The organism is Rubritalea tangerina (genome assembly GCF_042683245.1).
Classification (GTDB): Bacteria; Verrucomicrobiota; Verrucomicrobiia; order Verrucomicrobiales; family Akkermansiaceae; genus Rubritalea; species Rubritalea tangerina.
Genome location: NZ_JBHUJB010000046.1, coordinates 109,398 through 121,461 on the forward strand (window position 1 = coordinate 109,398; position 12,064 = coordinate 121,461).

A 12,064-nucleotide genomic window follows, 5' to 3' on the forward strand; every position below is an offset into this window, starting at 1 on the left:
GAGTCAAAACCAGTGACATAATTTCTCAAGACTGAAGTTTGACTTTCATCACCTTGTTAGCTAGTTAGACGCCAATGTCGTTTTACGTAGGTCGTAATTATACTGTCTGGATCCTGCTATCTACCGGTTTGCTAGCTTGGGGAACCTATTATTTGGCTAACAAAACCAATGAGGAAAAAAACCAGAAGCAAGCAAACCTCCTTGAGCAGGAAGAGAAACGCCGCGAAATAGCACGCCAAAATGAAGCAGACCGCATCAGGCGTAAAGCTGCCTATCAAGCAAAACTCAAAGCTGAAGCCGATGAAAAACAAGCTCGCCTTGAAGCCAAAGCAAATGCCGAGGCTGACGCGCGTCAGCGTGAAGCCGAGAAACTCGCAGCAGTCGCTGCACAAAAAGAGCGCGAGGCTAAAGAACAAGCCAAACGAGAATTCGCTTGGAAACAGTTCAAGGGAACCAAGTACGCTGAACTCGTCGTCGCTGGAAAAACCTACAAAGACGTCACAGTTCTCAGCGCAAATGCACACGGCATCGTCGTCTCCTACGAACATGGTGGCCGCAAGTTCAAATACCAAGATCTCTCAGAAGAAATTCAAAAGCTCTGCCTCTTCGATCAAGCCCACTCAGACCGTATTGCACTGGCAGAATCTGAGCGTAAACAGAAAATGCGCATCCAATACAAGGAATCACTCGCCAGCCGCTCAAAGACTAGTAGCCAGCAACTCCAAGCCCTAAAATCGCAAGATCAGCCCCAGAAACCAACTCGCAGCAAAGAAGAACCCAAAACGTCTCGAGGCACCATCACTTGCCGCGTCACCCGACAATACCGAAAGTATGAACCTTCTCTGCGAAAAGAAGTTCACTTCAAAGACCTCGAGGTGCGAGCCGTAGCCAATGTCCCTGCAACACTCTACATCAATGGCAAGCCCCGTGGCAGCGTCCAAGCACTGAGCCGTCAAAAGTTTAACGTCACCTCCGGCCCCTACGGCAAATACACGATCGAACTCAAAGATAAATCAGGGAAGCTGCTCGACTCAGAAAAACACAACCGTAAATCCGGCCTCTAAATCCCCTTGCCCCCCATCACATTTCTGGCGGGATTTTCTGGACAATTGCGCTAAAGTGGCAAAAACACGCAGCGTGAGCCTTAAACCACAAGCACTTCCCAGCCTTCTAGGCTACACAGCCGATGACCTGACCAAGCTCCTCAAGGAGGAACACGGCCAGCCAGCCTACCGCGTCAAGCAAGCCCTGGAGTGGATCTATCAGCACCGTGCTGACTCTGTGGATGAAATGCTCAACCTACCGGCTGCTCTGAGAACCACCTTGAAAGAAAACTTTCGCCTCAGCCCAGTCGAATTCGTCCGCGTCCAAGGTTCTGAGGACACCACACGCAAGTACCTCTTCAAGCTCCACGATGGGCGCTATGTCGAGACTGTCCTCATCCCAGCATCACCCGCTCTCTACGGCGAAAAGTCTGACCGCCACACCGCCTGCGTCTCCTCCCAAGTCGGCTGCGCCTACGGGTGTAAATTCTGCGCCTCCGGACTCGATGGATTCACCCGTAACCTCACCGCCGATGAAATCGTCGGCCAACTCATGGCGGTTGAAAAGCAAGCTGGGCGCAAAATTAACAACATCGTCTTCATGGGCATGGGCGAACCCCTCGCTAACTTCAAAAACCTCAACAAAGCCCTCGATATCATCACCGGCCATTGGGGGCTCAATATCGGTGCCAGACATATCACTATCTCCACATCGGGCCTCGCCCCAATGATCAAAAAACTGGCAGACCGCCCCCAACAAATCCGACTCGCCATCTCCCTTCACGGTGCCACCAATGACACCCGTGACAAAATTATGCCAGTCAACTCCAAGTGGCAAATTGAAGAACTCTTCGACGCCCTTCACTACTACAAGTCGAAATCCAAAAAGCGTATCACCTTCGAATACATCCTCATCAAAGGAATCAACGACGACCTCGAGCAAGCCACCATCCTCGCCAAACGCGCCAAATCACTCGGCGCCCTCGTCAACCTCATCCCCTACAACACCGTCGAAGGCCTAGAGTGGGTGCGCCCTAGCGAAGATCATTGCTACAAATTCCGCGACATCGTGCGCAACCACGGAGTCACCACCACTCTGCGTATCGAAAAAGGACACGATATCGATGCCGCATGCGGACAACTCCGCCTCAAACAAGAAACCGCAGACGGTAAAATCGAGTCCAAGTAAATCTCTCCAGCCTAGAAGCCTGCTTTTACTTCTCGCTGAGACTTCTCACCCTCATCTCCTCCTCGTGGCTGAGCTCCCACCTCCTGACCTCACTCTCGATTTCTTGGCCGATTGCCCTCTGAGCTCGATCACTCCTTGGTCCATATCCGCGTGTTCAGATTCATCATCTCTACAACATCACAACACGCATTCATCTCTAACACAAAGTTTTCTAGCTGACCCAAATCATTGCTAGCCTTTCCAAAGTCAGGCTCAAACCAGTTAGACTGTGTCGAAAACAACATGACAACCTTGGAGTCCTTGAACGCCAACATCACACTGTCTCCAAGCGCAGCTCGCAAGCTTAACAACCTGTCTTGCATGTCAGGCGTCAGAATATAACGCACCGCCACTTGATCGCCACCACGCACTACAAATGCCTTCTCAAATTCAGGGTTTTCCAAATGAACCACATCCCCACCTAACTTTTGTAACTTCTTTCCAAGCCACCCAAAATTGCGCTCCGCAAAATCAGGCGTCACCGTCGCCCATGTTGAAAACTCCTTGTGGAAATCAGCCATAAAAAAGACTCCATCAAATAATGTCTTCCAAGTCGTCCGCGTATTCCCCTCAGAATCTCGCTTCGTATCCTTGCGCTCAGCCTTCACCTCAGAAAACCAGACTTCCGTCTCACCTACATGCCCAGTGAAAAGATCTTCTGAGTGGTAACGGTCAATGCGTGAAGACACCAGACCCGTACTTTTAAACAAAGACTGAGAGATCCCCTGACTCGGTTGATACTCCATGCCCGGCTGCACCTTCCGTGCTACCTCTGATAACACCCGTAATTTATAGTCCCTTAAATACTCCGCCTTGTATTTGCCAATGAACACATTGTGCACCACTACATAACTCACCACGAATAGAAGCACCCCTGTGATGAGACCCGCCCCCCCTTCACCACTCGCTGATGCGATAATCCCACCTACCAGAAAGCTCACTACCCCAGCCCCAGCTATAGACATAAAGCCCTTCGAGCGCTTCTCTATCGCCTCCTGTCTCTGGTTCTCTAACTGTGACAATAAAGGTGATATACTATCTATCACCTCTTGTACTTGAGATCTAACCGAATAAGACACCGCGCCTCCTCCCTAGACTTGCACTAACTTGAAGCTCCCAATTCCTATTCTCTCTAACTCGTCTAACCATCTGAATGATCAGACAAGTACACACCCTCACACCACAAGCAAAGTATCAAATCCCCACCACACTAGATCACTCTATTGAACTAAGTCTGCTAAACGCTTCCCAACCTCTAATTTGTTATGTGGGTGAATGTCCTTTAGATTCCCAATATCCTCAGTCCTGGCAATATAAACCCCATCTAACTGCTCAGGAACGGCAAGCTGTTGCTTCCAAAATCCCTCAATCTCCACACCCTTGTAGCGAAATGGACAAATTTGAACCATGTAGAATGGCTTGTATGCATCGCCCCAAGCATCTCTCCAAGATTGAACTAACAACTTTTGCCGCTCCGCATAGTCACTCACTTTGACATCATTCTCACCTTGATACCAAACCCAGCCGGCAATGTTGAATCGTGTCACAGGATGCACCAAAGCATTATACAAAGCCGAAGGAGCATGCTTACCTGTACCTCTCACTGGGCTTGCGTATTGAGAGATGGCCTTTTGATCACTAAACGCGTGAATACTCACCCCACCCCACGCTGAGACAATCACCCCCACTGGCACACCTGTCTTCTTGTTCAAATGATAAGCAAAACTATAGGCTGTCCCAGAAAATCCGCGCTTCTTTAATACACCCGTAGTCGCCAACGCCTCTGGACTCGCCACCCTCCACCCATTCAAACCTTTCGGAAAATCATCCAAGGGGGCAGGACTCAAGCCCTGAATAGAACTACAAATCCGAATTTGCTCATTCGCTGACTTTTTTACCAATGCTTCACAATCTTTACTATGCGTCACTGGCATCTCCATGTTCGATTGGCCTGCACAAAAATACACATCGCCCACAAGTACATTGGTGATCCGTACAGCTTCCTCTCTATCCTGCACCACAAGATCTTGTCCCTTCTTGTTGGCACGCATCGCCTTGAGCTCCACCTGCCACTTACCGTCTTCCACTTCAGTCACCACGGACTGCTTCCCAAACTGAACTTTGACCTTATCTGATCCACTTGTCCCCCAAACCTTCACCTCTTGGCCACGCTGTAGCACCATGTTATCCGTGAACACTGAGGGCAATTCGACTGCCTGAGCACAACAACTAAAAAGACAAATGAGAAGTAATGGTGAAAAACGAAACATAAAGAGCGTGGTTTGATTGACCATTTCACTAACAGCCCAAGACTCCCAAAACGAGCGACTTCCACTGGTGGCCCATGCACACCACTCTCCCCCTCTCCTACTTTTTCCTTCCATCCTCGAGCATTTTCCTTCCCACTCCCCGCATGCAGCTCAGCAAGCCCTCCGGCAACTACGATTCAGACGACTCACTCAACCACTTCCTCACCACTGTGGCGGACTCAGGTATCGAGCTCTATGACCACCAAGAAGAAGCCATTCTTGAAATCTTTTCCGACAACAATGTCATCCTCAACACCCCAACCGGTTCGGGCAAATCCATGGTCGCCCTCGCCCACCATTACAAATCCTTCTGCGCAGGACGCACCTCCTATTACACCGTCCCCATCAAAGCTCTGGCTAATGAGAAGTTTCTCTCACTCTGCCAATCATTTGGCCCTGAAAATGTCGGTATGGTCACTGGCGACGCCACTGTGAATCCCGCTGCCCCCATCATCTGTTGTACCGCGGAAATCCTCTCGAATATCGCCCTCCGTGATGGAGAGCGCGCCAAAGTCGACGACGTCATCATCGACGAATTCCATTACTATTCAGACGAAGAACGTGGAGTCGCTTGGCAAATCCCTCTCCTCACTCTCAGCCAAGCGAGATTCACCCTCATGTCCGCCACCATCGGTGACACCCACTTTTTCCAAAAAGAACTCAGCAAACTCACCGGAGCCCCCACCACCCTCGTCCAGTCAGACCAACGCCCAGTCCCACTCGAGTTCGACTACTCAGAGATCCCTCTCGCCGAAAAAGTCACCGAACTTGTCGAAAGCAACAAAGCTCCAGTCTACCTCGTCCACTTCTCTCAAAGAGCCGCCGCTGAATCCTCCCAAAACCTCCTCTCCCACAACTATTGCTCAAAAACAGAAAAACAAGAAATCAGCGAAGCCTTAAATGCCGCCAACTTCCAATCCCCCTATGGCAAAGAAATGAGCAAATTGCTGCGCCACGGTATTGGCATCCACCACGCTGGCCTCCTTCCCAAATACCGCATCCTCGTTGAAAAACTTACCCAGCGTGGCTTGCTAAAAGTCATCTGCGGCACCGATACCCTCGGAGTCGGAGTCAATGTTCCTATCCGCTCAGTCCTGTTTACCCAACTCTGTAAGTTCGACGGATCCGCCGTCAAAATCCTCACCGTCCGCGACTTTAAACAAATTGCTGGCCGAGCCGGACGCCGTGGCTTCGACGATAAAGGCTACGTCGTCGCACAAGCCCCAGAGCACGTCATCGAAAACCTCCGCCTCGAAGCCAAAGCCGCCACCTCATCAAAGAAAAAGAAATTTGTCAAAAAGAAGCCCCCAGAACACGGCTTCGTCAATTGGAATCAAGACACCTTCGAAAAACTCGAAGCCTCTGCACCCGAAGCCCTCAAATCCAGCTTCCGTCTGCGCCATAACCTTATTCTTAACCTCCTGAGCCGACGCCACGAAGACGGCTGTGCCGCACTTAAACAACTGCTCACGAACTGCCATGAAACCGAGGCTTCCAAAAAGAAACTCCGCAGCCAAGCCCGCAAAATGTTCATCGCCCTGGTGCGTGGCGGCGTACTCACCATCCTCCCACCCTCACAGCGTTCATCCAAACCCAATACCCCAAAAGTTCAGCTCCACCTTGACCTTCAAGAGGACTTCACCATGAACCAAGCTCTCGGCCTCTACCTCTTAGAAGCCATCCCAGAATTAGACCGATCCCACCCCAACTACGCACTTCAGGTCCTCAGCCTCATAGAATCAATCCTCGAAGACCCAGCTACTCTCCTCAAGGCCCAAATCAACAAAGCTAAAGGCGACCTCATCGCAGAACTCCGTAACGAAGGTGTCAGCTATGAAGAACGCATGGAACGCCTCGAAGAAGTCACCTACCCCCAACCAGGTAAAGATTGGATCTATGACACTTTTAACCGATTCAGAGCCAAGCACCCGTGGGTCCAATCCGAAGGAATTCGCCCAAAATCCATTGCCCGAGAAATGTTCGAGGAATACATGGATTTCGAAGACTATATCAAAGACTATAAACTCGAACGCTCCGAGGCCATCCTCCTGCGCCACCTCTCTGAGGTCTACAAAGTGCTCGCACAAACTGTCCCCCCAAACCTTAAAGATGAAACCCTCCTAGAAGCCGAAGCCTACCTCAAAGACCACGTCACCTCCGTCGATTCCTCACTCATCGACGAATGGGAACTCATGCGTAACCCCAAATACCTCGAACAAAAACAAGCAAAACAACAAGAACGCGCCGCTCAACCACTCACCCAAAATAAGAAAAAATTCACCAAACTCGTCCGCCAAAAATCACTCGATGCCCTCAAATTCCTCGCATTCGATGACATCGACGCCTTCCTCAGCCAATTCTCCCCAGAATCCCCCGATGGTTCCCCCTGGAGCTTCAACCGCATCGACCCCCATATCGATGCCTACTTCGAAAACCACCATAGCATCAGACTCGACCCCGCCGCGCGCAATTTAAGCAATACCATTATCCGCGAATCCTCCGATACCCATACCTGGCAAGTCACCCAAATCCTTTGCGACCCCGATGAAAAAAATGACTGGGCATTCGTTTTCAATGTCGACCTAAATGCCTCAAATATACAAAAAACTCCTATTATTCAGTTAGAAAAGCTAACAAGCATCAGTTAGTTGCGATAATCCCTAGGATTTCCACTGTGATCTAATTGTTGCATAAATCTCTTTCTAACTCGGACTGAGCTTCGCACAGTATGGTAACTCGTGAACAGGGCCTGCCCTCATCGCGAGAACTCCACTACTATGCAAATCCAACTCTATCTCAGCGCTGAAGTGCAATCCCACTTCGGAATCTCCCCGCAAGAAATCAAGAGTGACCTCCAAACCCCGCTTCACGCAGATTGGAAAGCACTTTGGTATTGTGAACACCTCATCAGTACCGATGACGGCCTCGAACACCTCTACATCTTTAGCAACGCGCTCACCCACTACGCCCTCATCATGGTAGACAGAGATCGCGACTTCCAAAGCCTCCTCGGTAGCTTTCAACAGCACTTCGCCCTCGCCCTCCACGAACATGGCCAAGCATTCGCCACCCAAGCCATAGAAGCCGAAGTCGAGCTCCTAAATGGCCAAGCACCCAGCCGACGCCTCCAGTTCCAAACCGACCACGCCATCGAACTCTTACTCGCCAATGACAGCGATATCGATGCCGCAGAAGAATTCCTCAACCAATTCGAAAACTTTCACTTCCCCAAATCCCCCAGCGATGCCATGCGCGAGAGGCTCAGCCCTACCCACACCCAAGCCGAAGCCACCATCCTCCCCTTCCAGCACAAGCGCGCAAAATAAACAGTCTCATAAACTCAGCCGAACCATCGACTGAGACGACCAAAATAGACGGAGTAAAGACGGCTGGCCAAGAACCAACCACCTCCCACTCCCAGCACCGACACCATACTAGCCGAGTAATCGCTGGAGAGTCTCAGAACTCACCTCGCGCACGGCGCGTATGTCGTCGCCAATCATCCCATCCATGAGCTCCAGACACACCCGCTTGGCTTCAGGATTGTCAAAATCCATCCCCACCAATGCGCGTCCAACCCGCTCACCAGAGTATTCATAGTTGAAGTAACACAGGCTCGTATAGTCACTCACCTTCTCCATAAATTGCTGGAAGGCTCCCGCTCGCTCTGGAAATTCCACATTCACAAATAACGGACAATGAAACAGGCCCGGCTCATAGTTGATGATCCGATACCCGACAACCTCCTCAGTCGAAACATCCGCCGCGCAAACGCCCCGCTCAGACAAAAGTAAGTCAATCTGAGCATAATCCTCTTCCGAGCCAATCATCCCAATCACTGGGTACTGCACCTCGGAACCAACTCGACCATATTGTAAATCAACGATGCTGACAGCCTCAGGCAATGCCTTCAAAAATTCCAACAACGAACCCTTGCCTTCAGGAATCGGCACCCTCAAAAAGCGACGATGACGGGAACCTATCCCTGCGCGTCTCGATATGTTCGCTAACTGCGCAAAATCCATGTTCGCACCACAGATGATCGTCAGGACCTTTTCTCCAGGCTGAATCTTCCCAGCCGCATAATCCTTTGCAATCGCAGCCAAGCCCATCGCCCCGCTCGGTTCTGGTATCGCACGCACCGTCTCCCATAAGCGCCGCACACCATGGCAAACCTCATCGTTCGTCACCGTCACCACCCCATCGAGTAGATCTTTGCAAATTCCAAAGGTATTTCCACCCACCTTGCGCACCGCAGTGCCATCACAAAAAACATCTAAGTATTCGAGCTCAACTGGCTCACCAGCCTCAATCGCAGCCTTCATCGAGGCCTGCCCCTCGCCCTCCACTCCGATCACCTTGCACTCCGGCCAGTACTTCTTTAACCAACAACTCACCGAAGACGCTAAACCACCACCACCAACGGCAATGTAAACGCGATCAAATGGCCCCTGGCCACTCATCACGATCTCATCAGCTACCGTCCCCTGCCCCCCCATCGTCACCGGATCATCATAAGGGTGCACATAAACAGCTCCAGCTTCCTCACAAAAAGCGCGTGCCGCAATCCCCGCATCATCATAGCTATCTCCCACGAGACGAATTTCCACATTCTCCCCCCCATGGCGCTTCACTTCATGCTGCTTCACCTCAGGGGTCGAGACCGGCATGTAAATGATCGCCTGACAATCCAATTTTCGTGCAGCCAAAGCCACACCTTGCGCGTGATTACCAGCAGATGCCGCCACGATCCCCTTCGCCCGTTGCTCCGGCTCCAACGCTGCCATCGCATTGTACGCCCCACGCCACTTGTAGGCCTTAATAGGACCAAGATCCTCACGCTTTGCCCAGACTTCACAATCGTACTCGGCAATCTCAAGCTTCTGCAGTGGCGTCGGCTCCCCTACAGCATAGACGCGTTGCCGCGCCATCAGTATCTCTTGAAATAATTGATCTTGGTTCATCATTCTGTGAGCGAAATACTCACAGGATCACCCCAACGGTCAAGCCCAGAGACTCTCACACCCCGTCATCCCACCATCGCCTCCAATGTCACCCGATGCCGATACTCAAATAACCTCTCTAGCCGATGCCTCACCATCCACCCAGAAAATGGCGGCGCCACATACTCGATCACATCCTCTAAAATGCTGCGGCCCCCATCGAGTTCATGAAACCTATGCTCGTGCCTCCAATACCGAAAAGGCCCATACGCCTGCTCATCCACAAATAATTTCCCATAATCGTATCCCGAATGTTCATAGCGAGCCTTAAACCCTATAGGCCCTAACACTCCCACTCGAACTACGACATACCCCCCATCCTGAATGCCTCCATTACGTTCTAACACTTGGACATTCTCCCACTCAGGCGTCAACCGCTCAAAGGCTCCATCCTCCTCGTGCCACGCAAAAACTCTCTCTGCCGACACTGGTAATTCTACCTCTCTTCTAAAAAGATCCATACCCCTAACATCCACCCATTTGCTGCACCTGCAAGGACGAAAGGATCTTGCCAAGCACCCACCTTCTGTCCAATCATTACCCCGAATTGGGAGAAACATCCCACTCACATTCCGAATCAACTAACTCAGAAAGACAATGAAACTCAACGTAGGCGATAAAGCCCCAGATTTCACCCTCGTCACACTCGGCGCTAATGGCCCAGAAACTTTCACACTATCCGAGCACATCGGTAGCGCAAACCTGCTACTCTTATTCGTGCCCATGGCATTCACTGGTGGCTGTACCGCTGAATTCTGCGATATCTCTAAAAATATCAGCGCCTATGACGCTCTCGACGCTAAAGTCCTTGGCATCTCAGGCGACAACCCATTTGCCCAAGCCGCTTGGGCCGAAAAAGAAGGCATCACCCTCACCCTACTCTCAGACTACGAGCACAAAGCCACTGAAGACTACGGCGTAGCCTACTCCAGCTTCCTCCCTGAGAAAAACCTCATCATGGGCGGTGTTCCAAAACGTTCCGCCTTCGTCGTCGATAAACAAGGCACCATCCAATACGCCGAAGTATTAGAAGTTCCAAGCGACATGCCTGACTTCGACGCCATCCAAAGCTGCCTCAAAGGCCTCTAATCTCCCCCCTTTTTTAGCAAGCTCACAGCACGTATGCTGTGGGCTTTTCTCTCCACCTCCCTAGCCCGACTTACGCCCATGAAACCACTCCTCGCCTTCTTTTTTAGCAGCACTGTTCTCATCCTCTTATCAGCATGTGGGAGTAAGGGTCCCTTAGTTTTCGATCTCATGCCAGCCCCTGCGGCCTTCACTGAGACGGGTATCAAAATGCCCAACCAAGACGATCTCATCAAAGATACCCTCGTCGACCACATCTTCTATGCCACCGATCGCCAACCTGCTACCCCCTTGGACAAACAACAATTCTATTCCAGCAAACGTGGCAATGCCCTGCGCCTGGGCCGCGCACAAATTGAAACTGGCCATGATGACCTCACTTGGCAAGACGCACGCAAAATCTCACTCCTGAAAACACGTACCGAAAAGTTTCCCATCAAAGTCAAGAGCGCCAACGAATACGGCCTCCTCGATGACTCCATCCACCCCTACTCCAGCGTTACCCAACAAGAAGTCAATCAATCCAAAGCCGCCACCCAACGCTACATCCGCGAGATTAACCAACAACTCGCTCAGTCAAAAAATGACACCATCAATATCTTCGTGCACGGCTACAAAGTCACCTTTGAAAACCCCATCCTCACCACCGCCGAAATGTGGCATTTCCTAGCTTACGACGGCGTCTTCATCGCCTACTCCTGGCCCTCAACCCCAAAAACTCTCGCCTACGTATCCGATACCGAAACCGCCCTCGTCTCCTCCCGCCACCTCCGCGACCTCATCCTCTTCCTCGCTGACCGTACCAAAGTCAAAAAAATCAATGTCATCGGCTACAGCGCCGGAAGCCGTGTAGTCACCCGCGCCATGGGCGACCTCGCCATCCTCCAATACGGTAAATCACCCGCTGAAAATAAAAAACGCCTCAAACTCGGCACCGTCGCTATCATCGCCGGTGACGTCGACCGTAAACTCGTTGGTGGCTACCTGCTCGATGGTGCAGATAAACTCATGGACCAATTCCTCATCTACCAGAGTGATGCCGATAAAGCGCTCTTCTTCTCACGCTTCCTCACCAGCCGCCACCGACTCGGAGAAACTTTCGACCTCGAAAATGTCGACCAAAAAGCACTCCAGTACCTCAATGATAACCCACATGTCGTCATCATCGATGTCAGTGACGCCGAAGCCGCCCGCGCCGGCAACGGCCACGGTTACCTGCGCAATAGCCCATGGGTCACCAGTGACTTGCTCATGAGCCTCGCATACGCCCCCAAACCCGAAGCACGTGGCCTCGTCCGTAAAAAAGCACACATCCCCTACTACACCTTCCCGAAAGACTACACCAAGCGCCTCGGCCAAGCCCTCAGACGCTACAACCCAGAGCTCTTCGATTAA

10 protein-coding genes are annotated in these 12,064 nt (G+C 51.4%); 6 read left to right on the forward strand and 4 right to left on the reverse strand.

Translation table 11 applies throughout. The features are described from left to right. Window positions 1-74 precede the first annotated feature (74 nt). Window positions 75-1,064: a cell envelope integrity TolA family protein gene (locus ACFSW8_RS11350; protein WP_377086251.1), complete on the forward strand. Its 990-nt coding sequence runs from the start codon at window positions 75-77 to the stop codon at window positions 1,062-1,064. A 73-nt stretch (window positions 1,065-1,137) separates the two neighbouring features. Next, entirely contained in the window at window positions 1,138-2,232 is a 1,095-nt protein-coding gene (rlmN, locus tag ACFSW8_RS11355; RefSeq protein ID WP_377086253.1) for a dual-specificity RNA methyltransferase RlmN, read from the forward strand. Between the two features lie 128 nt (window positions 2,233-2,360). Here the strand turns inward: rlmN and ACFSW8_RS11360 are convergent, their stop codons facing one another. Both ACFSW8_RS11360 and ACFSW8_RS11365 read right to left on the reverse strand, forming a co-directional pair. Beyond that, a complete protein-coding gene (locus ACFSW8_RS11360; RefSeq protein WP_377178269.1) occupies window positions 2,361-3,317 on the reverse strand; it encodes a DUF3137 domain-containing protein in 957 nt (318 codons plus the stop codon). A 174-nt stretch (window positions 3,318-3,491) separates the two neighbouring features. Next, window positions 3,492-4,454, reverse strand: a complete 963-nt coding sequence (locus ACFSW8_RS11365; RefSeq protein ID WP_377178271.1) for a sialate O-acetylesterase — start codon at window positions 4,452-4,454, stop codon at window positions 3,492-3,494. A 230-nt stretch (window positions 4,455-4,684) separates the two neighbouring features. Between ACFSW8_RS11365 and ACFSW8_RS11370 the strand changes: the two genes are divergently transcribed. Both ACFSW8_RS11370 and ACFSW8_RS11375 read left to right on the forward strand, forming a co-directional pair. After that, on the forward strand, window positions 4,685-7,228 hold the full coding sequence (locus ACFSW8_RS11370) for a DEAD/DEAH box helicase (RefSeq protein WP_377178273.1): 2,544 nt from the start codon (window positions 4,685-4,687) through the stop codon (window positions 7,226-7,228). A gap of 129 nt (window positions 7,229-7,357) precedes the next feature. Beyond that, window positions 7,358-7,906 carry a hypothetical protein gene (locus ACFSW8_RS11375; RefSeq protein WP_377178275.1) on the forward strand — a complete coding sequence of 183 codons (549 nt, stop codon included), beginning with the start codon at window positions 7,358-7,360 and terminating at the stop codon, window positions 7,904-7,906. Between the two features lie 108 nt (window positions 7,907-8,014). Here the strand turns inward: ACFSW8_RS11375 and ACFSW8_RS11380 are convergent, their stop codons facing one another. Together ACFSW8_RS11380 and ACFSW8_RS11385 are read right to left on the reverse strand one after the other, a co-directional pair. Next, window positions 8,015-9,547: a pyridoxal-phosphate dependent enzyme gene (locus tag ACFSW8_RS11380; RefSeq protein WP_377086260.1), complete on the reverse strand. Its 1,533-nt coding sequence runs from the start codon at window positions 9,545-9,547 to the stop codon at window positions 8,015-8,017. 62 nt (window positions 9,548-9,609) lie between these two features. Then, window positions 9,610-10,044: an SRPBCC family protein gene (locus ACFSW8_RS11385; RefSeq protein ID WP_377086261.1), complete on the reverse strand. Its 435-nt coding sequence runs from the start codon at window positions 10,042-10,044 to the stop codon at window positions 9,610-9,612. 136 nt (window positions 10,045-10,180) lie between these two features. Here ACFSW8_RS11385 and ACFSW8_RS11390 point away from each other — a divergent pair, with 136 nt between their 5' ends. Next, a complete protein-coding gene (locus ACFSW8_RS11390) occupies window positions 10,181-10,672 on the forward strand; it encodes a redoxin domain-containing protein (protein ID WP_377086262.1) in 492 nt (163 codons plus the stop codon). Between the two features lie 78 nt (window positions 10,673-10,750). Continuing rightward, window positions 10,751-12,064, forward strand: coding sequence for an alpha/beta hydrolase (locus tag ACFSW8_RS11395; RefSeq protein WP_377178277.1), 1,314 nt, complete (start codon window positions 10,751-10,753; stop codon window positions 12,062-12,064).

What these genes read in the sequence shown, in the direction of transcription:
- ACFSW8_RS11390 (WP_377086262.1), top strand. Translation starts at nt 10,181, where the DNA reads ATGAAACTCAACGTAGGCGATAAAGCCCCAGATTTCACCCTCGTCACA.
- ACFSW8_RS11375 (WP_377178275.1), top strand. Translation starts at nt 7,358, where the DNA reads ATGCAAATCCAACTCTATCTCAGCGCTGAAGTGCAATCCCACTTCGGA.
- ACFSW8_RS11365 (WP_377178271.1), bottom strand. Translation starts at nt 4,454, where the DNA reads ATGGTGCTACAGCGTGGCCAAGAGGTGAAGGTTTGGGGGACAAGTGGA.
- ACFSW8_RS11395 (WP_377178277.1), top strand. Translation starts at nt 10,751, where the DNA reads ATGAAACCACTCCTCGCCTTCTTTTTTAGCAGCACTGTTCTCATCCTC.
- ACFSW8_RS11370 (WP_377178273.1), top strand. Translation starts at nt 4,685, where the DNA reads ATGCAGCTCAGCAAGCCCTCCGGCAACTACGATTCAGACGACTCACTC.
- ACFSW8_RS11380 (WP_377086260.1), bottom strand. Translation starts at nt 9,547, where the DNA reads ATGATGAACCAAGATCAATTATTTCAAGAGATACTGATGGCGCGGCAA.
- ACFSW8_RS11385 (WP_377086261.1), bottom strand. Translation starts at nt 10,044, where the DNA reads ATGGATCTTTTTAGAAGAGAGGTAGAATTACCAGTGTCGGCAGAGAGA.
- ACFSW8_RS11350 (WP_377086251.1), top strand. Translation starts at nt 75, where the DNA reads ATGTCGTTTTACGTAGGTCGTAATTATACTGTCTGGATCCTGCTATCT.